This is a genomic window from Mucilaginibacter antarcticus, assembly GCF_042686155.1.
GTDB lineage: Bacteria > Bacteroidota > Bacteroidia > Sphingobacteriales > Sphingobacteriaceae > Mucilaginibacter > Mucilaginibacter antarcticus.
The window spans coordinates 38551-62744 of the sequence record NZ_JBHUON010000004.1; the positions used below are offsets into that span (position 1 = coordinate 38551).

General features: G+C 43.8%; 20 protein-coding genes. 8 read left to right on the plus strand and 12 right to left on the minus strand.

Translation table 11 applies throughout. From position 1 onward, the window contains the following. Nucleotides 1-79: 79 nt before the first annotated feature. From ACFSYC_RS05010 to ACFSYC_RS05050, 9 genes are all read right to left on the minus strand, one after another. Nucleotides 80-838 (minus strand): SDR family oxidoreductase, encoded by a 759-nt coding sequence (locus ACFSYC_RS05010; RefSeq protein ID WP_377124171.1) that lies wholly within the window; start codon nucleotides 836-838, stop codon nucleotides 80-82. A gap of 84 nt (nucleotides 839-922) precedes the next feature. Next, nucleotides 923-1657 carry a type IX secretion/gliding motility protein PorT/SprT gene (gene porT, locus ACFSYC_RS05015; RefSeq protein WP_377124173.1) on the minus strand — a complete coding sequence of 245 codons (735 nt, stop codon included), beginning with the start codon at nucleotides 1655-1657 and terminating at the stop codon, nucleotides 923-925. Then, entirely contained in the window at nucleotides 1654-2385 is a 732-nt protein-coding gene (gene ubiE / locus ACFSYC_RS05020) for a bifunctional demethylmenaquinone methyltransferase/2-methoxy-6-polyprenyl-1,4-benzoquinol methylase UbiE (RefSeq protein ID WP_377124175.1), read from the minus strand. The genes porT and ubiE overlap by 4 nt, the downstream gene beginning before the upstream one ends. Nucleotides 2386-2761: 376 nt before the next feature. Next, nucleotides 2762-6556 carry a carboxypeptidase regulatory-like domain-containing protein gene (locus ACFSYC_RS05025; protein ID WP_377124177.1) on the minus strand — a complete coding sequence of 1265 codons (3795 nt, stop codon included), beginning with the start codon at nucleotides 6554-6556 and terminating at the stop codon, nucleotides 2762-2764. A 61-nt stretch (nucleotides 6557-6617) separates the two neighbouring features. Next, nucleotides 6618-10178, minus strand: a complete 3561-nt coding sequence (locus tag ACFSYC_RS05030) for a carboxypeptidase regulatory-like domain-containing protein (protein ID WP_377124179.1) — start codon at nucleotides 10176-10178, stop codon at nucleotides 6618-6620. A gap of 123 nt (nucleotides 10179-10301) precedes the next feature. After that, nucleotides 10302-10787 carry a GNAT family N-acetyltransferase gene (locus ACFSYC_RS05035; RefSeq protein WP_377124181.1) on the minus strand — a complete coding sequence of 162 codons (486 nt, stop codon included), beginning with the start codon at nucleotides 10785-10787 and terminating at the stop codon, nucleotides 10302-10304. A 1-nt stretch (nucleotide 10788) separates the two neighbouring features. Continuing rightward, nucleotides 10789-11280, minus strand: coding sequence for a MarR family winged helix-turn-helix transcriptional regulator (locus ACFSYC_RS05040; protein ID WP_377124183.1), 492 nt, complete (start codon nucleotides 11278-11280; stop codon nucleotides 10789-10791). A 4-nt stretch (nucleotides 11281-11284) separates the two neighbouring features. Next, nucleotides 11285-11782: a GNAT family N-acetyltransferase gene (locus tag ACFSYC_RS05045; protein WP_377124185.1), complete on the minus strand. Its 498-nt coding sequence runs from the start codon at nucleotides 11780-11782 to the stop codon at nucleotides 11285-11287. An 82-nt stretch (nucleotides 11783-11864) separates the two neighbouring features. Beyond that, complete coding sequence (locus tag ACFSYC_RS05050) at nucleotides 11865-12359, minus strand: VOC family protein (protein WP_377124187.1); 495 nt, start codon at nucleotides 12357-12359, stop codon at nucleotides 11865-11867. Nucleotides 12360-12515: 156 nt separating this feature from the next. Here ACFSYC_RS05050 and yihA point away from each other — a divergent pair, with 156 nt between their 5' ends. From yihA to ACFSYC_RS05080, 6 genes are all read left to right on the plus strand, one after another. Continuing rightward, nucleotides 12516-13139 carry a ribosome biogenesis GTP-binding protein YihA/YsxC gene (gene yihA, locus ACFSYC_RS05055; RefSeq protein ID WP_377124189.1) on the plus strand — a complete coding sequence of 208 codons (624 nt, stop codon included), beginning with the start codon at nucleotides 12516-12518 and terminating at the stop codon, nucleotides 13137-13139. Between the two features lie 6 nt (nucleotides 13140-13145). Beyond that, nucleotides 13146-14027, plus strand: coding sequence for a UbiA-like polyprenyltransferase (locus ACFSYC_RS05060; protein WP_377124191.1), 882 nt, complete (start codon nucleotides 13146-13148; stop codon nucleotides 14025-14027). 12 nt (nucleotides 14028-14039) lie between these two features. After that, on the plus strand, nucleotides 14040-14642 hold the full coding sequence (locus ACFSYC_RS05065; protein WP_377124193.1) for a Crp/Fnr family transcriptional regulator: 603 nt from the start codon (nucleotides 14040-14042) through the stop codon (nucleotides 14640-14642). A gap of 96 nt (nucleotides 14643-14738) precedes the next feature. Beyond that, nucleotides 14739-15665 carry an NAD-dependent epimerase/dehydratase family protein gene (locus ACFSYC_RS05070; protein ID WP_377124195.1) on the plus strand — a complete coding sequence of 309 codons (927 nt, stop codon included), beginning with the start codon at nucleotides 14739-14741 and terminating at the stop codon, nucleotides 15663-15665. A gap of 126 nt (nucleotides 15666-15791) precedes the next feature. Further along, nucleotides 15792-17492: a M3 family oligoendopeptidase gene (locus ACFSYC_RS05075; protein ID WP_377124197.1), complete on the plus strand. Its 1701-nt coding sequence runs from the start codon at nucleotides 15792-15794 to the stop codon at nucleotides 17490-17492. A 143-nt stretch (nucleotides 17493-17635) separates the two neighbouring features. Beyond that, a complete protein-coding gene (locus ACFSYC_RS05080; RefSeq protein ID WP_377124199.1) occupies nucleotides 17636-18292 on the plus strand; it encodes a hypothetical protein in 657 nt (218 codons plus the stop codon). A gap of 40 nt (nucleotides 18293-18332) precedes the next feature. Here ACFSYC_RS05080 and ACFSYC_RS05085 read toward each other — a convergent pair whose 3' ends face one another. After that, complete coding sequence (locus ACFSYC_RS05085; protein ID WP_377124201.1) at nucleotides 18333-19019, minus strand: phosphatase PAP2 family protein; 687 nt, start codon at nucleotides 19017-19019, stop codon at nucleotides 18333-18335. Between the two features lie 77 nt (nucleotides 19020-19096). Between ACFSYC_RS05085 and ACFSYC_RS05090 the strand changes: the two genes are divergently transcribed. Beyond that, nucleotides 19097-20788 carry an amino acid permease gene (locus ACFSYC_RS05090; protein WP_377124203.1) on the plus strand — a complete coding sequence of 564 codons (1692 nt, stop codon included), beginning with the start codon at nucleotides 19097-19099 and terminating at the stop codon, nucleotides 20786-20788. Between the two features lie 158 nt (nucleotides 20789-20946). Continuing rightward, entirely contained in the window at nucleotides 20947-21201 is a 255-nt protein-coding gene (locus ACFSYC_RS05095) for a SemiSWEET transporter (RefSeq protein ID WP_377124205.1), read from the plus strand. Here ACFSYC_RS05095 and ACFSYC_RS05100 read toward each other — a convergent pair whose 3' ends face one another. Continuing rightward, the gene (locus ACFSYC_RS05100) at nucleotides 21202-22002 is read right to left on the minus strand and encodes a phosphatase PAP2 family protein (protein ID WP_377124207.1); all 801 of its coding nucleotides are present in this window, start codon (nucleotides 22000-22002) and stop codon (nucleotides 21202-21204) included. Between the two features lie 80 nt (nucleotides 22003-22082). After that, on the minus strand, nucleotides 22083-24044 hold the full coding sequence (locus ACFSYC_RS05105; protein ID WP_377124209.1) for a KUP/HAK/KT family potassium transporter: 1962 nt from the start codon (nucleotides 24042-24044) through the stop codon (nucleotides 22083-22085). Nucleotides 24045-24194: the final 150 nt, after the last annotated feature.

The following is a 24194-nucleotide window of genomic DNA, read 5'->3' on the forward strand; positions in this document are numbered from 1 at the left end:
GGTTTAATTTCTGGTATCGAATTTAATTAATTGATATTTATCATTTGTGCAGCCGCATAATGCACCTCTGCACATTAACTTACTTTCTTACAATATTGGTTGCCGTTGCCTGCGCGGTCGGCATAATCACCAGGTCATTAATGTTAACATGCTTGGGGCGCGACACTACGAACATAATGGTTTCGGCAACATCATTGGCTACCAAAGGTTCAAAACCAACGTAAACCTTTTTGGCCCGCTCTTTATCGCCTTTAAAGCGCACTTCAGAGAACTCTGTTTCAACTGCGCCGGGGTGTATTGCCGTAACCTTTATGCCATGCTGTACCAAGTCGATACGCAGACCCTGATTCAGCGCGTCAACAGCGTGTTTGGTGGCGCAGTACACGTTACCATTTGGATAAACCTCTTTACCTGCTATTGAGCCTATATTAACAATATGGCCTCTGCCATTGGCAATCATCCAGTTCGACACCACCTTGCTTACATACAGAAAACCTTTAACATTGGTATCTATCATCGTATCCCAATCGTCCACATTGCCGCTTTGTATAGGGTCAAGGCCCTGGCTAAGGCCGGCATTGTTTATTAGCACGTCAACCTTTTTCCACTTGGCAGGCAGGTTTTCAAAGTTGCTGATCACTTGCTCGCGGTCGCGCACATCAAAGGCGCATACGGCAACTTCGGTGTCGTACTTCTTGTTTAAACTGGCAGCTAGCTTTTCAAGCCTGTCAAGCCTGCGGCCGGTTAGTATCAGGTTGTATTTTGCGCTGGCAAACAGTTTAGCGCATGCCTCGCCGATGCCTGCGGTAGCGCCCGTTATTAATGCAATTTTAGCCATATCTATAGTGTAAAATCGCCACGAAATTAGGGTTTTTGATTGGTAATTGCAGGTTTTAACAACAAAAGCCTGATAAAACTCATATCACTCAAATACAAGGCTGAAAGTAAGCGTATGCAAACCCAGCTTGTTAATAGGCGATGAGTAGGCGTTGTTTTCATGTCGCATTACATCGCCGAAGGAGTTTGACAACTTCACCTCGGGCGATAGTTTAAAGAACTCGAAATAGATATCGCAACCAAAGGCGGCCTCGTACGATGCAAACCCGCCGATGTTCTTCACCAGTTTGTCTATTGGCGCCTTGTCAATGTCGGCATTGGCTTTGCCTGATATGGCTTTTGAGTATTTGACGCCACCCAGCACGTACAGCCTGATGTCATGTATCCGGTCTGACTTGAGCTTTAGCGACAGCGGCAAATCAAACTGGGTTGCCTGTACAGATTTTGTAACGTTTAGCGAGGAGTTCGAATAGGTATAGGTGATCTGCCTGTCGGCGAAGAGCAGGCCAGGGTTTACGCGTGCCTCCAAATGTTCTGTAAGCATACGGCGGTACAGAAAACCAACGGCAAATCCCTGTGAGTTGGGCGAATTGATGCTGTTCAGGCTATCGGTAACTTTAGTACCATCGGTATCATAAAATGGATTGCGCCAGTTGGCGTTCTTGTCTATCTTGAAGTAGCTGCTAACGTAACTGAAGCTAAACCCAAAGCTGTAGTCTTTTTGGTCTGCGCCCCCACCCCATTTAGGTGCCGATTGCGCGAATATGGTATCGGCACAAAGCAGCAGACTTAAGGTAAGCAGGTAACGGGTTTTGATCATTTAACGCCGGTGTATATGGAACAGATACCAAACGCCAAAGGGCGGCATTTGGTATGCGTAAAGCCTACCTTATCCATTACGGCTACAAAATCCTGGCCTGCCGGGAAAGCGGCCACAGACTCCGGCAAATACGAGTAAGCTCTTGAGTCTTTAGAGAACAGCTTGCCTATGCCCGGGGTTACGTAGTTGAAGTAAAACTGATACAGCTGCTTTACGGGGAATACCTTAGGTTTAGAGAACTCTAACACGACCACCTTGCCACCCGGTTTAAGCACGCGGTTAATGTCGGCAAGGCCCTGCTCCAGGTTCTCAAAGTTGCGTACGCCGTAGGCTACGGTTACGGCGTCAAACTCATCCGCTTCGAAGGGCAGTTTCTCCGAGTCGCCCAGCTTAACCTCAAACTTGTGGCCCAGGTTGCGTTTGGCTATCTTTTGCTTCGCTATGTCCAGCATGCCCTGCGAGATATCAACACCTACTATCTTATCCGGATTAAGGATAGACAGCGCTTCAAAAGCGAAGTCGCCGGTGCCGGTGGCTACGTCCAGGATCAGTTTTGGCTGATGTTGCTTTAACTCGTTGATAGCTATCTTGCGCCAGATGATATCGATACCTAACGACATGAAATGGTTCAAAAAGTCATAGGTTTTTGAGATGTTGTTAAACATATCGGCCACCTGCTCTTTTTTGGTGCCCTGCTCTTGGCTGTACGGTATTACGGTTTTGCTCATAGTGTCAAGGGCAAAGATAGGTATTGAAGATTGGTTATGGAAGATTGCCGGCTAAAGATTAAAGGTTAGTGTTTAACCGTCAATGAAGTACTGCATGTTTGTTTCACGCGTGTGTGACACAAATGAAACAGATGAAACAAGATTTTAACCTAAGCAACTAATTATAAGTAGTTTACAAAAAACGCGTGAAACAAAATAAAACACGAATTACCTTTAAACTGCTGATAGTAAGCTCATTATAAATATCATTTTTTGTAAAAATTGAAACAACTTTAAAGTCAGTATTTTTATACATAAAATTACTTTAATAAATTGATTATCAAAAACATACAGATACATCGACTTTCGCCGAACAAAAGGATATTTGACCATAAAACTACTCCACCTTATAACGATATACCTGCCTGCCCAACTCGCCATCGGCATTGATTCCTTCAACAATAACTTTATAGTTGCCCGGGCCGTCGGCATTGTAAAAGTCAAGTGTGGCCTTACCATTAGCATCTGTTTTTAGGTACGGATTCCAGTAAATAGTGCTGCGTAGATCGGGTAATTTCGTGTCATTTCCGGGTTGATCGTATTTGGGATGATAAAACTCGCGCACTTTATTAAAACCTTTTGGGCTGATATTAGCTAAGTTAGGAGTATAAAATTTCTTATTCATGCCACGCGTGGTATGTATCATTATTGCCGCCCCCCCTATAACGCTTATTGCAGCGGTGTTGGTAGTAACCACCTCTATCTTTAACACATCCTGCGGATCAAGTATATTGTTATCAAAAATGTCACCGATCTGCATCGGATCACTAATTAGTGTTCCATCCACAATGAGTTTCATAGGGCGCAAACCATTTGCCTGCCTGCAATAGGGATAATAATAGTAGTGGTATTCTATACTGTCATTGTCGCTCCGCCTAACCTTGTAAACAAATTCCTTAAAAACTACCCCCGGCAGTTTGCCTTGTAAACAATTACCCAAATTGGCGCATTTGTCGGCCTCCGGAATAACATAGGAATGATCAACACTCACATCCCGAATCTGGATGCCATAATTTGGTTGTCCTATATCCTTTTTCCGTGCTCTAATCCTCACCTCCCTCAGTCTATGTACCTTATCCAGTAGCCCTGCTTTCTCATAAATATCATCTAATTTTTTACCGTTGTCTATATAAGTTTTAAGTGTTTGAGCAATATTGGTACTCACATCACCCAGGTTTGGGTTCTTGTTTACTTTTAATGTAGGTATGGTGTCTAGCATTAGCCTTACCTTATCGCTGGCCTTGCTGCGTGCCGCTATGGTAAGTTTGACACTATCCGTTAGGAACATGCCGTCAAAGCTAAAATTTCCATTCGCATCGGTATTGGTTACTTTGGCCAGTTTAGCCCTTGGCGATATCAGGTTAACAGTAGCGTTGGGCAATAACTTGTTTGCTAGCGTGGTTACTTTACCTGTAATGTTTGTACCCAAACCCTCGGCTTTAAACTTAGGTTTAGTGTTTACGGTAGTTGACAGGTCCTTCCAGGCAAACCTGCGGTAGCCCTGTGTCAGCATCAGGTTATCTAATGCTTTATTTACTTCTTCGGTTGCTGCGGTAAAATAATAGTTAGGCTGTTCTACGTAGCCTTTCAAATCTGACGTTAACAGTATATTGGTGAAAATAGTACTTTCCTTGTTTTCATTCACCGGCAGCTTACTTTCATCAATTACCGACACCGAGAAATTACCAAAGGTAGGCTGGCCGTCGCTGTCTCTGGCGTCAAGGCCTACTTGTATCTTTTCTTTGCTTCCATAGGTGGTTTTATTGGTTTTTAAAACCAACTGCATTTGATCGTTATTCTTGATAAATGCAATTCTTTCACTCAAGGGTTCGCCATTAATGTTAAACAGCGTAAACTGGGTTATACCCGTACGGAAATCTTTTTTATCCAGCCATATCGCGCCATCTTTAACAGGCGAAGCAAAGATGATCTCGCCATTGGTTTGCGCTATGAGGTATACCGGCATTTTTAGCAGGGAAGCCGACGCGCTGATCCTCACCAGTAAACTGTCTTTATTGGGTTGATAAACACTTAGGGTATATCCCTCATCGGCTGCCTTGGGTAAATCAATAGTTTTGATGGTGCCATCTGCAAAAGTAATGTTGGCTTTATAGGTTTTACCTGTTTGCGGCCGTAACGTAAAACTGCCCATACCTGCCTGCAGGGTCTCTATAGCTGTTATTTCATTATTTTCATTATCTGTTATCTTCCCCTTAATGTTTACGCCTAAACCATCTACGCCAACAGCCTTAAAGGCTATCCTCGAAGTAATGCCATTTACCAGGTTGCCGCCTTCGGGGAAAAACTGCACATCGCTTTGCGACAAGGCAGCCTTGATAGCAAAATCTCGCACCACAGGGTATTTGTCTGCTCCCTCTAACGTGGTATGGATGTAGGCCCCGGCAAGGTTAACCTTGTTGTCATTGTTTATGTTTATGCTGATACTGCCCAGGGCATCTGTCTTAACGTTTTGTGACCATACTATTTTTTTATCGATCACAATCTGGTACCTGACATTCTGCCCGGCTACCGCCTTCCCTTCGTCGTTGGTAAAGTTGAGCAGGGCGGTGAGCACCTGTTTGCCATCTATATCCTTATACCGGTAATCGGCCCTGGTAACTACATCCCGATTGCCAATATCGCCAACGGTAAATGTATGGTCAAAAAAATAGACGGGCCCGGCATTACGCATCCATTGGGTATACGCCCTGATACGATAATTGCCCTCGGTATATTCATCGCCTAAAATAAAATTGCCCATCGCCATGCCAGAGGTTACCGGCAACTTTAAATTTTTCACTACCGAGTCTCTTTCATTGATCAGATCGACATGAACTGCGCCGCTTATGGCGGATAGCTGATGACTGCTGCCGGTAGTTAAATACCCCTTAAACCATATCGTGTCGCCCAGGGCGTAATAAGGCTTGTCCATGTGCAGGTATACTTTTTCCTGCGGAATGCTGTCTGTCCACTTTTGAAAAGCAACAACTAAGGGATTGACAGGTACGCTTCCACGCGGAATATCGGGCACCGGTGGTTTGTATTCCACCGGTAATTGGTCGCCTACCCGGGCCCTTGCCCAGTTACCATGAATGTAAAAATCGCGGTAATCAGTGTAACTGCCCTTTTCGTCGATGATGGCCTGTTCTGTGGCCAGTTTTAAAATGGATGTTTTACTGTCGCTATACTTATTCTTCTTAGCATCAGATCTATTTAAAGCGAAGGTAGCGGCCTTTTGAGGTGCATAATTAACGTACAGCATGCTAAATTTAAACGACATAAAACCCGTATCAATGACAGTGATCAGCGAATCAAACTGTACGAGCCGATCCTTTATCACGGCCATATCCGGGTCTATGGTATAGCCATCTACCTTAAGCCGTTTGTAACCATACATTGGGCGGACGATGAAACCATTCTCTAATGTATTGTTTGCATATACGGAGCGTAAAAAGTGCATAAAGGAACCCTGGTAGGTTTGCAGGCGGTTTTTGGCCCATTGGCTTTTTTGCTCGCCGGTACCCTCCATTTCTTCAAAACTAAATTCGCCATGGTATAAGGCAATATCCTCGGCTTTGTTATAACCAAAATCCTGAAGAAGGTAGTGTATGCGGTACCCTAAACTGCGATTTTCTATAATCAAAAAAGCGTCGGCATCGGCCAATAAAAGGTTTTTTTTGGTGCTGAAGTTGATGACCTGGGGATTAAGGATGACACATTGCCTGGCATTGTCTGAGGTACCCAGAAAGTTCTGTTTAAACAACTCCAGGTTAGCATCCGTTTTAGATCGCTTTCCGATAGTTACCTTGGCAAGGGCTATATATTTTGGCTGTAGTATAAACCCAACCTTTACGGTTGCGTTGTTTACAATAATGTTTTGTGTAAGCGACTCATAACCCAGCATCTGCGCGGAAAGCTTAAATGTACCCTGGGGGACGGATGCAAAATTGAACAGACCGTTTTCATCAGTTAAGGTTACGCGTTCTGAGCCGCCTATAAATACAGTAGCGCTGTTAAGCGGTTGGCCTTTATCATCAGTAACGCTTCCGGACAGATTATAAGTCTGCCCGGCAACCATAGTTGGCAAAAGCAGTACCGTCCAAAATAGCAACAATTGTAAAAAAGGTTTCATTAAACGGTATTGGTTTTCTAAAGATAATACTTTGTGGTAGAAAACATTTACGCTGTTACCTCTACTCCACTTTATATCTATACACCTGCCTGCCCAGTTCACCATCGGCATTAATACCTTCAACCACTACGCGATAAGTGCCTGCGCCATCGCCGTTGTAAAAGTCAAATTTTACTTCGCCGTTAGCATCGGTATTTACGTACGGGTTCCAGTAAATGGTGGTGCGTAGGTCTGGTATGCGCGCGTTAACCTTAGGATTATCATACTTTGGCGAATAAAACTGGCGCATTTTATTATACCCTTTTGGCATTATATTGGCCACATTAGAATTGTACTGTTTACGTAGTGATGGGGCTTTAAGGATGATGTTGATATAGCCAGCCGGCGGCGGACCATCACCAGTTCGGGCGATGCGCGATTTGGCAGGTAAGCTTGTACGGATCACTTGTATCCTGTCTACGTCTTGAGGCAAAAACACATTGCCGTTTAATATCTCGTCCACCGTGTAACTTCCAAGTCCTCCATTTACCATAACTGATATTGTTCTACCGTCGGGCGTAGACCCGCCTGCAACGGATATTGATGGCCGCATGTCGACTAATTGTGTAACACCCGTTGGGCCAACCTCAACGGTAACGCCTGGTACCCTGGCTAATAAAAATGTCCCGATATCTTGAAACTGCTCAGGATCTTCAATCCTGATTACCTTATCAACAGAGATGTCTCTTTGAGTGCCCATCCCCTGCATCATGGCATTCTTATTTTCATTCTCGATAACCTTCACAGCATTAACCTTTACCTCTTTCAGATTATGTAAACCGGTAAGCTTGGCAGGTTTACCTTCTTCAGCAGCATCTTGCAATTTATTTGCGATGAGCTGCACCTCGGCCAAATTTGTTTTTTGGTTGATCGCTAGCTCAGGAATAGTATCAATGGTGATGATTGTCCCGTTAGTACTTTCAGGGATTTTAGAACTAACTGCAAACCTGGCGCTGTCTGCAAATACCAAACTATCAAACCTAAAGCGGCCATTGGCATCGGTATGTGTCATTTTATAATTTATCCGCGCGTTTAACGAAACCAGTATTACCGCAGCACCATCCACTGGTTTACGCTGCAAGTTTGTTACAGTGCCTGATATGACCGTGCCTTTCTTCTCGGCCGCAAAAGCGGGAGGATTACCTATGGAATTTTGCAAGGTCTTCCACTCAAACCGGCGGTAACCCTGGGTTAGCATCAGGTTGTCAAGCGCCCGGTTAGTATGGCTTGTATCAGCAGTTGCTGTAAAATAATAATTAGGCCGCTCTACATAGCCTTTAATATCTGATGTAAGCAGCAGGTGCGACAAGATGGTACTTTCGGCACTTTCATCAACCGGCACCTTGTTTTCGTCTATTACGGCTACCGAGAAGTTTGCCGCGGCAGCGGCACCGTCGCTGTCTTTAGCCTTTAATTTTAACTGCACCCGGCCCCGACGGTTGTAAATGGTACTATCGGCGTTTACGGTCAGCTGCATCTGATCTTGATTTCTGATAAAGGCTATCCGCTCAAGCAAAGGTTCGTTTTTAGTATTAAATATAGTGAATTGCGCTATCCCGCTTGGAAACAAGGCCTTGTTAAGCCACACATTTGTAATAGGTGTTTTTATGGATATTGGCGATGAAAATAATACGCGACCGCTGCTATGCGCCACCAAATTAATATTTGACGGCTGCAACAGATCTGAGGCATTGATACGCACCAATATGCTGTCTTTACTGGTTTGGTAAACACCTAATACATAACCCTCTCTTGAAGCCGTGGGCAGCGGGATACGCTTGATCGTACTATCAGCAAACTTAATGTTAGCGGTATACGTTTTGCCCCGCTCGGGCATCAACAAAAAGTTACCCATGCCGGCGTGGCGGGTAAAAATTGGGGCCACTTGCTTATTGTCGCTATCTGTTACGTAGCCGCCAACAGGCACACCAAGGCCATCTGTACCGGTGGCCTTAAAGGCCACACGCGACGCTACGCCGGTAATAAGGTTACCACTCTCCGGAAAAAACTGAATGTCGGTTTGCTGCAGATTGGCCTTTGTCAGGCCACCCTCAGGTACAGCTTTATTTTTATCATTCAGCGGATCGCCGACGGTGATGGTTTTATCAAAAAAGTACGCCTCGCCTGCGTTACGCATCCACTGGGTGTAGGCGCGCACGCGGTAATTGCCTGTTTTAACTGTATCGTTTAAAACCAGATCGCCGGCAATGGTGCCTTGGTTTACGGGTAGTTTCAGCCTTTGCACCAACCGGGCCTGGTCATCAACTAACTCTACATAAGCGGCGCCGCTTAATAGCGACAGCTCATGATCGGCGCCACTGGTAATGTATCCCTTAAACCACATGGTATCGCCCTGCGCGTAATAAGGTTTGTCCATGTGCAAGTGTATTTTTTCTTGCGGCAGGCTGTCTGTCCAGTTATGCAGCAAAGCCAGCAGTTGGTTAGTGGGTACAGCCTTACGCGGTATTTCAGGCAAAGGTGCTTTATACTCTATTGGCAGCTGGTCGCCCACGCGTAATGAGCCCCATTTACCGGTGATAAAGAAGCTTTCATAATCTACATAACTGCCCCGGCTGTCAATAACGGCCTGCTGGTTTGCCAGCACTAAGATAGACTCGTTGACACCTAAAGACATGGTTGATTCAAACGTCGCAGGCTTTTTATTGGCAAATTTTATGGCCCTTTTAGGATCATAAGTTACCACCATTTTCTTAAACTTAAACGATGTCAGGCTGGTATCAATAGCAGATATAAGCGAATCGAATTTTATAGGGCTGTCTTTTATGGTGACCCTATCCGGATCAACCAAACGGTTATTTACAGTAAACCTGCGGTAACCATACAATGGCCGGGCTAAAAAGCCGTTTTCGGCGACGGTATTAGCATAAACAGATCGTAAAAAATGCCTGAACGAACCCTGGTAAGCCTGCAAACGCATTTTAGCCCAATAATCCTGCATCTCAAATGTTCCCTCTATCTCTTCAAAGGTAAACTCGCCGTCGTGCAGCTCTAACCTTTGCGCTTTATCATAGCTAAAGTGTTTAAGCATGTAACGGATACGATAGCCGAGGCGCTTGTTTTCGATCACCAAAAACTCGTCAGCATCTGCAAATAACACACCTTGCCGGGTAGAAAAATTTAACACGCCGGGATTAACAATAACACATTGTTTGCCGTTAGCTGTGGTACCCAAAAAATTGTCTTTAAAAATATTGTAATTAGCTTCCCAGGCTTTATTGTTACCTATAGTTACCTCGGCAAGGCCTATGGCTTTGGGGCTTAATTTAAGTTCAACTTTTATGGCTGCGTCTTTTACGATAATGTTTTGCACCAGCGGGGCATAGCCCAGCATTTGTACCGAAAGTTGAAAGGTCCCGGCCGGAACTTTAGCGAAATGGAAGCGCCCATCGTCATTGGTAGCCATAACACGTTGCGAACCACCAATAAAAACGGTAGCGCTTTTAACAGGTTGGCCCTTTTCGTTACTTACTACACCAGACACGTCATACCCATTCTGCGCAAACGCAGTGACATATAGCAGCAACAAGGCTACAGAAAGCAATAATTGGCGAAGGCTCCTCATCAGAATATTTTAGGTGTAGTAAATATATTGATTTAAAATGAGTTGCCTAATAAATGGACAAGTTTCTGACGAAGAAGTAAGTATAGGCGAAATTGGTATCGGAAAGCTAATAGCAGTAACCTTCTAAACCTCCTTCACCATCCAAATAGTGCAGGCAAAGTGCCCCGAATTGCCCAGGGCGCCATCAAGGTGTTTGTAGCCGGCTTTTTCATACATACTAACCGCCTTAGCCAATTGCGGAAAAGACTCAAGATACAAATGCGTATAGCCCATTTGCTGAGCGGCTTCGTTGCATTTATCCATCAGCAATTTGCCAATGCCGCGGCCGCGCGTGGCGGCGGTTAGGTAAAGTTTTACCAGTTCGGCATACCCGATGGGCAGGCCATCGGTAGGAAAGATGCCGCAGCCGCCAATGAGTTTTCCATCCTCTTCGGCTACAAAATAGCAGCTGCCCGGGGTTTCGGCAAATAGCTGGTACAAGCGGTCGGTATCAGGGTCTGAGTATACCGTGCCTTGCTTAGGTACATCAAATTCAACCAGCGCCTGGCGGATGATGTGGGCCAATTGTTCGTTATCTTCTGGTTTTATGTTGCGGATGTTGATAGCCATATTAGTTATTGGGTTGGGTAGCGGCCATAATTACCTTGGCGCGCTGGTAAAAGCTCTGTAATTCCATTTGCTGTTCTACTTCGGCAATGGCTTTCATCAGGTTGTTTTGGGTGTTGATAAGGTCTGTCGCGGCGGTAATCATAATTTGCCAAACGGGTTTCATTTGTTCTATCAGCGCTTTACCCTTGTCGGTTAATTGTACCCGCCGTTTGCGTTCGTCGGTTTTGTCTTTTGATGATTTTACCAACTTCAGCTTTTCAAGTTCCTTTAACAAACCTATTGTTGATGGGTGCGTGTAGCCAATTTCGGTAGCCAGCTCAACCACGCTTAATAGCGGCTTAAGGTGTAGCGTATAGATAACCGGGAACCACTTGGGCTCAAAGTCGATACCGTGGGCCTTGTATATCAGTAAGCCGTCCTTGCGCATTTGCTCGCTCAAGCGTTGCAGCCGGGTGGCAAGAGCCAGTATGCCCGATTCGTCAATTACGCCCATGTGGCTATTTATTTAAGTGTAAGCGATAAAACATACTGTCGGCCGCCATTCGCGGGAAATGCAACGGCAGATCATCAGCGCGGGTTGATAAAAAACCGTTACGCTCATAAAACCTGTGCGCTGCCTTTAATGGCGGCACCGTGCCCAGGTAAAAATCGGTAAAGTTATTATCCCCGCTGTATTGCAGCAATGTATTTAACAACTGCTGTGCAACGCTTAGCGCTTTGCCCCGGTATGCCTGTTTTACAAACATCTTGCGGATAGCACCTAAGCCCTGCCCGCCATTGATGAGCGCTATGGTGCCTATCAATTCATCGTCTAAAAAAGCGCCCCAGAAATTACCCCCACCCTGATGATAATTTGCTTCAATATCGCGCAGATCCGGCTGATCTTCAATAGTTATTGGCAGGCTAAACTCCACCTGTTGTATGGTTAAAACAATGTCTATCACCTGTGGGCAATAATCATTGTTAATGGGCCTTATGGTTACTATATTTTGCATAGCTAATAATTTATATACAATAATACGTAGCTGACTACATATATTTCATCTATTTATCAAAAACTGACAAATAGATGAAATATTATTGTTCTGAATTTAGCGCCAGCAAACCTTCCATATCAAGCCTGCGGGTGTACATTTCTATCTCGCCGTTAGCGTCTATCGGCCACTCTTCGCGCGGTCTGTCCCAGTATAATTCTACACCGTTATGGTCGGGGTCGTCAAGGTATATCGCTTCTGATACGCCATGATCAGATGCGCCGGTAATAGAATATTTAGCTCCTATCAAACGCTTTACTATCGCCGCCAGGTCTTTACGCTCGGGATATAAAATGGCGGAATGAAACAAGCCCGGCGTGTTTTGCGGTGCGGGTGGCGCACCCTTGCTTTGCCAGGTGTTTAAACCAATATGATGATGATACCCGCCTGCCGATATAAACGCGGCCTGGTCGCCATACATTTGCATCACCTCGAAACCCAGCAGGCCGCAGTAAAAGTCCAGCGACTGCTGGATATCACTTACTTTTAAATGGATGTGTCCAATACGGGTCTGCGCGGGGATTTTATAATCACTCATAACAAAATGTTTAAACATCAAATTTACGGATTTTTGTAATTTACCGCAATTTACCTGTTTAATTGTGGCAATATGCTGATAGTTTAGCGTACGGTAGCTGCGTTTTCACTACGCTGTTACTACTAATTACCCCTTACTAATTCCTATCTTTGCAGCATGATTATTAAATCAGCAGATTTTATTTGCAGTAACACGCAGGTATCTAAATTACCACCACCGGTTAAGCCAGAGTATGCTTTTATTGGTCGCTCAAATGTGGGCAAGTCATCGTTGATCAATATGCTTACGGGTAAAAAGGGCTTGGCTAAAACTTCGCAAACTCCAGGTAAAACGCAACTGATCAACCACTTTTTGGTGAACGAGAACTGGTACATTGTAGATTTACCGGGTTACGGTTATGCACGTGCCTCCAAAACCAAAAAAGCCGACTGGAATAAGTTTATCCAAATGTATTTAGACAAGCGCGAAAGCCTGCAATGCGTTATGGTACTGATAGATAGCCGCCTTGAACCCCAAAAAATAGACGTTGAATTTTGCAACTGGCTCGGCGAAAAAGGTTTGTCTTTTGTATTGGTGTTTACCAAAGCCGATAAGCAATCATCTTTAAAAACAGACCAAAGCGTGGCCAAATTCAAAAAAGCGCTTTTAGAGACCTTTGATGAAGTGCCGCAAATTTTTGTTACATCTGCCGAACTACATGCAGGCAGGGATGAGATACTGAGTTTTATTAGTGGGATAAACCAGGATTTTGAAATACCTGATTATAAGACGTTTGATTAACCAAAAATGAAAAAATACCTCTCATTAGTCACCTTCTCGCACACCATATTTGCTATGCCGTTTGCCTTTATCGGCTTCTTTTTGGCAATTACGACCACGACGCATACGTTTGAGTGGCCAAAGCTGCTGATGATGGTGTTGTGTATGGTATTCGCACGTAACTCGGCTATGGCGTTTAACAGGTATTTAGACCGTAACATCGATGCCAAAAACCCACGCACCAAGGTGCGCGATATACCTGCGGGCCGTATTAGTCCTGCATCGGCATTGACGTTTACTCTTGTTAACTGCTTATTGTTTATAGGCATTACGTGGTTTATAAACCCATTGTGCTTTTACCTATCGCCTGTTGCGTTGCTGGTGGTGCTGGGTTATAGCGCTACCAAACGTTTTACCGCACTGTGCCATTTAGTATTGGGTTTGGGCTTATCGCTTGCTCCTATCGGTGCTTATTTAGTGGTTACGGGCGAATTTGCCTTGTTGCCGATATTCTTCTCGTTAGCGGTACTTTGCTGGGTTAGTGGCTTTGATATCATCTACGCCCTGCAAGACGAAGACTTTGACCGCAACGAAAAGCTGCACTCCATCCCTGCTTATTTGGGTAAAGTAAACGCTTTGCGCTTATCTACTTTTCTGCATGTACTGTCGGCTATATTTATTGTACTGCCGGTGTTTTATACCAACGTTGGCCTACTGTATTATGTGGGCATCGTGTTTTTCTGTGTGATGCTTACCTACCAGCACCTGTTGGTTAAACCTAACGACCTAAGCCGTGTAAACTTTGCCTTTATGACTACTAACGGCCTGGCAAGCGTGGTGTTCGCGGTTTTGTTTTTGTTAGATAGGACCTTGTTAATGCATGGTATGTTTTTGGGCATGCATCTGTAAAAAAACGATACAATGGATAGTTCTGCAGCACTCATCATTTTTAGGAAAAGCTTAGAAAAATTTGTCCATTTTAACGAAGCCGAGTGGATTGTTTTTACCCAGCACCTAACCTTTAGCACCCTTAAAAAGAAACATTACTTTGCAGAATATGGTAGGGTTTGTGATAAGACGGCGTTTATCGTTTCCGGATCGGTACGTTATTTTCACATAAAAGATGGTGTAGAATTAACCGGCTATTTCAGTTTTGAAAACGAGCTAACCAGCTCATACAAAAGCTATCTCACCGGCCAGCCCAGTCTGACTTATATACAGGCCTTGGAAGATACCCGCCTTATTAATATCAGCAAGAACGATATGGAACTGATGCTGAATAATCCGCTGCTCGCCTACAAAATGGAACGCTTTGGGCGCATGGTTGCCGAACATTATTTATGCTGCTATGAAGATAGGGTCGCGTCGTTCATTACACAATCGCCAGAGGAGCGCTATCTTCAATTACTCAGTACCGGCAAACAAGTGTTGCAAAGAATGCCGCAGCATTATATTGCCAACTTTTTGGGCATCACTCCTGTTTCGCTTTCGCGGATTAGAAGGAGATTAATCGTATCCCGGTAACCACCGTGCTTTCCAAAACATTACTTTCTTATCTTTAGTTAACGTTTTGAAACTGAGGCTTGATCTATTTTTGTATCACACCAAAACAAAAAGATCATGCATACCATATTAGGAGCCGGCGGGCCAGTAGCCAACGCATTAACCCTCGAATTAGAAAACAACAACCAAACTGTCCGTCTTATCAGCCGTAAGCCTATCATCCCGGCCAAAGCAAATACTACGTGGCAAAAAGCAGATTTGCTGAACTATGACGAATTATCTGCAGCTGCAAAAGGGGCAACCGTTATTTATTTATGTGCAGGCCTGGTTTACGATAAAAATATTTGGCGCGAGCAATGGCCCATATTAATGCAGAACGTTATTAATGTAACTAAACAAAATAATGCCCGTTTGATATTCTTTGATAATGTTTATATGTATGGCCTGGTTAACGGCCCGATGACTGAAGAAACTCCTTATAACCCGATAAGTGAGAAAGGAAAAATTCGCGCTGGTATAGCTGATATGTTAATGGATGAAATTAAAGCCGGAAACATACAGGCAAGCATAGCGCGTGCAGCCGATTTTTATGGCACCAACTCTATGAATAGCTTTTTTGATATGATGGTGCTGGATAAGTTTTCAAAAAAGCAAACGGCGCAATGGATGGGGGATGTTAATAAACTGCACACCTTTAGCTATATACCAGATATGGGCAAAGCCATGTATCTGTTAGGTCAAAACCCGGACACCGATAACCAGATATGGCACCTGCCAACAGCAAAGCCAATTACCGGGAGGGCATTTATTGAGCTGGCGGCCGCCATTTACAACACCAAACCCAGCTATATGAGAATCAATAAGTTGATGCTTTTCATGATTGGCTTGTTTGACAAGCTAATTATGGGTACCGTTGAAATGTACTACCAACATAGTAACGATTATGTATTTGATAGCAGTAAATTTGAAAAGGCGTTTAATTTTAAACCAACCAGCTACCGGGACGGAATTAAACATATGGCTGAGACTTTGTATAAAGGTTAAGGTAAATCTCTGTGATCGTGTTCCACAGTTTTATGTCAAGATGCTGAAACTAGTTTATCATCACTTTAGTTTATTCCCAACTAATTTGCACATTTGCATAGCTACACATTCGCACATCAAACAATCATGATCCATAAAAAAACACGCACCTATATACCTGCCGACCTTGAAATTAAATGGGAAACGCTTGAACCGCTTTATAAAGATTTGGTGGAGCGCCCAATAAACTCGGTTGAAGAATTAGAGCATTGGATGCTTGACCGCAGCGAGCTGGAAGCCGCGCTTGAAGAAGATTTTGCCTGGCGCTATATCCGCATGACCTGCGATACCAATAACGAGCAACTATTGGCCGATTTTCAGTATTTCGCTACGGATATTGAGCCTAAAGCAGCCCCTTACAGCAATGAGCTGAACAAAAAACTGGTTGCCAGTGAGTTCTTTGATAAACTGGATGGCGATAAATACTTTGTCTATTTGCGCGGTGTAAAGCGATCGTTAGAGCTTTTCCGCGAGGAGAATATCCCGATACAAACCGAGATACAGGTTGAACAACAAAAATACCAGTCGATAAGCGGCGCCATGTCGGTACATATTGGCGACAATGAATATACGCTAGAGCAGGCCGCCGTATTTTTGAAAGACACTGACCGCAATAAGCGTCAGGAAGCCTGGGAAAACATCACTGGCCGCCGCCTGCAGGAAAAAGAAAAACTGGATGACCTGTTTGATCACCTGCGCGTATTGCGCCATAAAGTTGCCCTTAACGCCGGCTTTGAAAACTACCGCGATTATATGTTTCAGGCTATGGGCAGGTTTGATTACACTCCGCAGGATTGCTACGCTTTCCATGAGGCTATCGAATTGGAAATAGTACCCATACTGCGCGAACATGCGGAACAACGTGAACAGGCTTTGGGTCTTGACAGCCTGCGCCCCTGGGATATGGAGGTTAACACATCAGGCAAACCGGCGCTTAAGCCTTTTAATAACGGGGCGGAACTAATTGAGAAATCGATTCAGTGTTTCCGCAACATCAATAGCTACCTGGGCGAGCGATTAGAAATTATGAAAGACAACAACCTTTTTGATGTAGAAAGTCGCAAAGGCAAAGCACCGGGCGGTTATAATTATCCACTGTCTGAAACAGGCGCGCCGTTCATTTTTATGAATTCGGCCAACACCTTCCGCGATTTGACTACGATGGTACACGAGGGTGGCCACGCGGTGCATACTTTCCTTACTGCCGACCTGGAGCTAAATGATTTTAAGCATTGCCCGTCAGAGGTTGCCGAGTTGGCTTCGATGTCTATGGAGCTTATTTCCATGGATAAATGGGACGTTTTCTTTGATAATGAGGAAGACCTGAAACGCGCCAAACGCGATCAGCTGATAGACGTGTTAAAAACGCTGCCATGGGTAGCTGTGGTAGATCAGTTTCAGCACTGGATCTATACCAACCCTGATCACCTTGCTTCAGAACGCGCTGAGGCATGGTTAAAGATCTATGAGCCATTTGGTGCCGGCTTTGCGGACTGGAGTGGCTTAGAAGAAGCCGAAAGAAACCTGTGGCAGAAGCAGCTACACATTTTTGAGATCCCATTTTACTACATAGAATATGGCTTTGCTCAGTTGGGCGCCATAGCTGTGTATAAAAACTATAAAGAAAACCCCGAAAAAGCGCTGGAGCAGTACCTGGCTGCCCTAAAATTAGGTTACACCAAAACCATTAAAGAGATTTATGAAACGGCCGGCATCCAGTTTGATTTTAGTGCCGGGTATGTTGCAGAATTAGCTGCTTTTATTAAAGAGGAAATAGCTAAACTATAAAGACAGGCTGCTCTTTATCAGCAAAATATCATTAAAATAAAACATTATGGCGGCACCTTAAAAGTGCCGCCGTACTTGTCTATACCATTGTCATAAAATTGTTGTAACAGCCATTTTGGTACGGTTTTAGGGCATTAGTTAGTATGAAAAAGATCCTAACAATGTGCGCGGCGCTTGCCTTAACAGCGTCTGCAGGCTTTAGCCAGGACCTAAAGCCGGTACAAATAGATAGCTTAGTTACCGTATCCATGCCTGCTGAATATGCAAAAGTTGATACATTAGGTCAGCAGATATATTCTTCAAATTCAGACCTAGGTTATGTAGTGGTATTACGTACCCCGAACCCTAAAGGCACTGAACCATTGCCAAAAGAACGCGACCTGGATGCCAAGCTCAAAGAAAGCGTTAAAAACATTCAAAAGGAATCAAGTTATGCGAGTGCCCAGTATGTGCGGGATACTACTATTGGAAAACTAAAGGCTAAAACATTCACCTTGCAAACAGACAATGGCGGCGGCGACATACAGTTCAGAAACATTGTATTGCTTTACACGACCGGTGCTAACTACATTTTCGAATATGTATATCCAAATAATAGAAAAGACATGATTGCCGGTGAATACAAAACGTTTGTTAACTCTATCAAATTGTCGCCGGAGTTGAATCGTACGGACCAGTATATTTCAAACGCTAAGGGTATGTCGCCTACGTTGCTTATTGTGATGATTGGCGGTTTGATTCTATTAGCGATTGCGGTGGGATTATATATCCGCAGAAGAAATACAATGCAACTAGAGTAAAATTCAAATTACCCTAGTTATTTCCAACGATAGGAGAAATCTATAGATCTCTCCTATCGTTTTTTTTATGGTATCCGATCAATCCCTTATTCCATTTAGGCGATTTTAAAAACTCCCGGTTCTCGCACCAATACAGCCACATGGTACTAACCACTACGCCTACAGCAGAACCAGCCGTAACGTCCTCAAAAAAATGCTGGCTCAGGTACATTCTTGAAAAACCTACCAGCACGGCCAATAAAAACAACGGCAAACCCCATACCTTATCCTTAGCCCAATAGGCAATAATTAAAGTGGTAGAAAAAATGGTAACCGTGTGCCCGGATGGGAAACTATGCAGGCTTAATTGGTTAGTGCCTTCTATAAGATGTATTCCATTTAGCTTATCCTGAAAGTAGAGTTTAGGTCTCGGCGAATCAAACAAATGCTTTAAAGATTGTGCTACAATACCCGAACTTAACGCATAGCTACCTATCAGGATAAACGCTTTACGGTAGCTAAATAATAAAAGCATCAAGGCTATGGCTATGGTTGTCAGGCCGTCGCCAATATCGGTAACGTAGGCGGCAATGCCGTCTGCCCAGGGCCAGTTGCGGGCGTTTACAGCAAAGTAAATCTCCTCGCGGCTATAAGTTAGTTTAATGATCAGGCATACTGCTATCGACACTAGGTAAGGAATGAAAAAATACCTCAGTTTGTATAAAATAGCCTTAATTCCGATATTCATGGTGCAAAGTAAGCATATCCTTATATCCCAAACAAAAAAATGGTTATGTTTGGTTTTAGCACAGCAAATATTAAAGCATGTCGAGTAGCATATTCCGTAAAAAATCCATCAAAAAATTATTGGCAGATGCTGCCAGCGGCTATAGTGATGCCGAACACCAGGGCACACATTTAAAAAGAGAATTAAACGTACGCGATCTGACATTAATGGGCATAGCTGCCGTTGTTGGGGCGGGCATATTCTCAACTGTCGGTGTTGCTTCGTTTGAAGGCGGCCCCGGCGTTACGCTGCTGTTTGTGGTAACAGCTATTACCTGCGGATTTTCTGCCCTTTGCTATGCTGAATTCGCGTCACGGATACCGGTAGCCGGCAGTGCGTACACTTATGCTTACGCGTCGTTTGGCGAATTAATTGCGTGGATAATTGGTTGGGATCTGTTAATGGAATACGCCATTGGCAACATAGCGGTAGCTATATCGTGGAGCGAATATTTTGTTAACCTTTTAGAAGGTTTTAATGTTCATCTGCCCGAGTGGAGTACGATGGATTACCTGAGTGCTTCGCGAGCGGCAGAGAAAGTGGCCCGGCTTACGGCCGGCGGACAGGTAGCTGATATTACCGAGAGTATGAAAAATGGCGCGGCGGCTTGGGCCAACGCTCCAGTGTTTGGTAATTTTAAGCTCATTGCTAATTTTCCGGCTTTATTGATCGTGGTATTGATAACCTACCTGGTTTACATCGGTATACGCGAAACAAAAAAAGCCACCAACGCCATGGTATACCTAAAAATTGGTGTGGTGCTGGCGGTTATAGCCATTGGTTTCTTTTACGTTACGCCCGCCAATTGGCACCCGTTTTTGCCTAACGGATTTAGCGGGGTAATGAAGGGCGTATCAGGTGTTTTCTTTGCTTACATTGGTTTCGACGCCATATCTACAACCGCCGAAGAATGTAAGGACCCTCAACGCGATCTGCCCCGTGGAATGATATACTCGTTGATAATTTGTACTGTTTTATACGTGCTTATTGCTTTGGTACTAACCGGCATGGTGAGCTATAAAGATTTAAACGTTGGCGATCCGCTGGCTTTTGTGTTTAAAAAAGTGGGGTTAACTAATATCAGTTATGTAATATCTGTTAGCGCGGTAATTGCTACAGCAAGTGTATTGCTTATATTTCAGCTTGGCCAGCCACGTATCTGGATGAGCATGAGCCGCGACGGGTTGTTGCCAAAGGCCTTTTCGCGTATCCACCCCAAATATCATACACCATCTTTTGCTACTATTATTACCGGTATTGTGGTAGCGGTACCTGCCTTGTTTATGAACCTTACAGAGGTTACTGATTTGACCAGCATAGGTACCTTATTTGCCTTTGTATTGGTTTGTGGTGGTGTATTGTTACTACCACAGGAGGAAGCGCATAAAGGCCGTTTTAAACTGCCTTATTTTAACTCGAAATTTATTGTGCCGGTATTATTTATAACCGGTGTTATAGTTTTCAGAACAGCTATAGCTAACCTGTTTTCCGGCGATGCTGCTCACGAGAATTTCCCCATGTTTTTGTTCCTGATACTGGCAGCAGTGCTTACCGTATTAGCCTTTATAAAAAACCTGTCGCTGATACCCGTTTTGGGCCTGATGAGCTGCTTTTACCTGATGACCCAATTGGGTTACACCAACTGGCTGCGCTTTTTGGTATGGCTGGCAATTGGCTTAGTGGTTTACTTTACTTACAGCTATAAAAACAGCAAGCTGGGCAAAGCGTAACGGACATCCAATTGATTGATGTACAGATAATCTCGGTGCAGTATATTGCAGTACAGATATTTAGGCGATAAAAAACTTAGTGTAAATTTTACACTAAGCATATTGAAATATTCAAATTAATTTGCACATTTGTACAACCGCATATTTGCACATTAACAATGAACTACATTGATATCATCGGCTTTGCAGCCGCTTTTAGTACTACTGTTTCTTTTCTCCCTCAAGCAGTTAAAACCATCCGCACTAAAGATACATCGGGTATATCGCTGTCTATGTACGTGGTATTTACAATCGGTACCTTTTTATGGCTGATGTATGGTTTGCTAACGCCAAGTGCGCCAGTGGCGGCTGCCAACGCTATTACCTTTTTGTTTGCCGCAACCATATTGGGCTACAAGCTTAGGTACAAGTAACTATAGTTGCAGAGCAAAGTTAAAGCCAACCACGCCGTCCTGGTAGGTAGGCATAATCATGGCCGATTTTCCGTTTTTACCTTTGGCGGTCAAAAAATCGCGCATGTATGGGTATATAAAGTATGCCGCTTTTACCGATAGTATACCAAAGCCGGCGCCTGCCACGATATCACTAAACCAGTGATCACGGTTATACACTCTAAAAATACCTGTACCTGCGGCCACCGTATAGCCCGCCACGCCGTACCAAACAGATTTTCCGGAATACTCTTGTGCCAAAAACTCGGCCCCCATAAAAGCGGTAGCTGTATGGCCTGATGGGAAAGAAACGCTGTTCTCGCCATTGGGCCTTAGCCTATGCGTAGCATTTTTAACAACACGGATGGAGCCGCCCATGATTGCTGATGAAATGCCCAACAAAATAGTACGGTCTAAAAACCTGTTTTTGCCGGTAACACCTGCAAGGTTTAACACATAAACAGCAGCAACCGGAGAAAACTGGGCATAGCTATCAACGACCGTATGGAAAGTAGGCTTACTGTCCTTAACACGGGTTTGTACATAATAGTCAAGCTGCCGCAGGGGTTTAACATAAAACGAGGCAGCGCCATAGCCTATCAAAAGGATAGGCGGCACAAAAGTCAATGCTTTACTCCGCAGTTTGGGCACCGTGTCCGGCGCGGTAAAAAGGTCCTTTTTAATGGTATCTACCAAGTCCTTTTTGGTTGTATCAACCGTTATTTCCTGGGCGTTAACCTGTAGTGCGAGTAATAAAAAAAGTGGGGCTAGGAGTTTTTTCATTAGGTCAAAAACGCAGATTGTCATTATATCTTACCGCTGCGTTACTAAGAAATGAATATTAGGTTAAAATGTTTTAACAATTAAATGTTATTGATTGGGGTTACGCGGGTAAGTTCAACTGTCTCTGGCGCTGCCAGCATAAGCGGCACACGCTCAATGGTAACAAAGCTCAAGTCTAAACCAAAGCCCCGCTCTTCTGACAAACTTACTTTTTTAAGCTGGCCGTAAATCGCCATAATTACTTTCTCGTAGAAAGTAAGGTTGTGCGACCGCGAAAGCATTTTCTCAATAACCACAAACCTAAAATCGCCAACAATTTTGTGTTTGTTTAGTGATTTGTATCTGCTGGTGATATCAACCTCGCCATTTTTAACCAGGTCCTCAACCACACGACGGAACAATAAATTGATCTGCTGTTCAACCCGGAAACCTAATTTAAAGTCGATACGGATAACCTTATTCGGAACCAAAAAATCAACCTCGTATTCAGTTTTATAAGGCTCGTCAACCACGTCAACGTGTACCAGCCAGTAAACATCGGCACGCTTGGGTTGCTTTTGTAGTATAGAGTAAATGATCTTTGATTCAACCTCTGAGTTAAAGTTGGCGCTGGTAAGATACACCAGTTGCGATGCGTATTTGGGCACCGTATCGTCGTCGCTCAGCTCTTTTAGTAGGCTGTAATAATCCTCTATCTCGACAAATTTAACGTAGCGATTACGGATTCGGCGGGCGGTATGCCAGGCCCACATCACCAGGAACAGCACAAAACCAATTGACAGTGTAAACCAACCACCATCTTTAAACTTGTTTAAGTTACCAAACAAGAAAGTACCTTCAATTAAAAGATAAAGTAGTAAAAATAAGTTTACAATGTAGCCAGGTACTTTTTTACGGATTAAAAAGCGCGATACCAGAATAGTGGTCATCAACATCGCTACAGTGATACTTAAGCCGTAGGCAGCCTCCATTTTGTCTGACGACTCGAACAATAAAACTACCCCCACACACCCAACAAATAAAAGCCAATTCATGCTAGGTACATAAAGCTGCCCTTTTTCTTCGCTTGGATAATTGATTTTAACTTTAGGCCACAAGTTTAAACGTACGGCTTCTGCTATAAGTGTAAACGAGCCTGATATCAATGCCTGGCTGGCAATAACAGCTGCAATGGTAGCTATGCCAATCCCGAAATTCAAGAACCACGCTGGCATGATTTGATAAAAAGGATTCAAAAGGTGCAGATCAAGCACTTGTCCCTTGTGCTGTAAGAGCCAAACCGCCTGCCCCAGATAATTTAATATTAAACAGCTTTTAACGTAAACCCAGCTTACTTGTATATTTTTACGGCCACAATGGCCAAGGTCAGAGTATAAAGCTTCTGCCCCCGTGGTACACAAAAATACCGCGCCTAAAATTATAAAGGCCTGGTAATTGGCACTTGTTAGCAGCTTAAACGCATAATAAGGATTTAGCGCTCTAAGAATTGTAGGATCTTTAACAATAAAGCTTATACCCAACACACCCATCATGGTAAACCATACAAACATAATAGGGCCAAAAGCCTTACCTACGGTTGATGAACCAAACTGCTGGATGATGAATAAAAAGCTGATAATGGCTAATACTATTGGAACAGTGTACAAATGCGGAAACTTGGGTACCAACCCCTCGATAGCAGATGATATAGTTATCGGTGGGGTAATAATGCCGTCGGCAAGTAAAGCGCACCCACCAATTATTGCTGGCACTATTAACCATTTGGCTTTGCGCCGTACCAGCGAAAATAAGGAGAAGATCCCCCCCTCACCTTTGTTGTCGGCGCGTAAGGTTACCAGTACGTATTTTACAGTGGTTTGAAGGGTTAGCGTCCAAAAGATACACGAGACACCCCCTAAAACTAAAATATCTGAAATGGCTTGAGTTCCAACAATGGCTTTGAAAACGTATAGCGGGGATGTGCCAATATCTCCGTAGATAATTCCTAAACTGATTAGCAGCCCGGCGGCTGTCAGCTTTTGTAGATCTTTATGTTCTGACACGTATTATGTGATTTAAAATCCCGACAAAATTATTAAATATTTTGCTAACAACTTAAAAATATTACAAACGTATAAGTATTTTAATTGTTAGGCATAAAATATGCTTTTGTTAAAATTTGTTAAAAAGCTAATAAATGCGTTTCAATCACA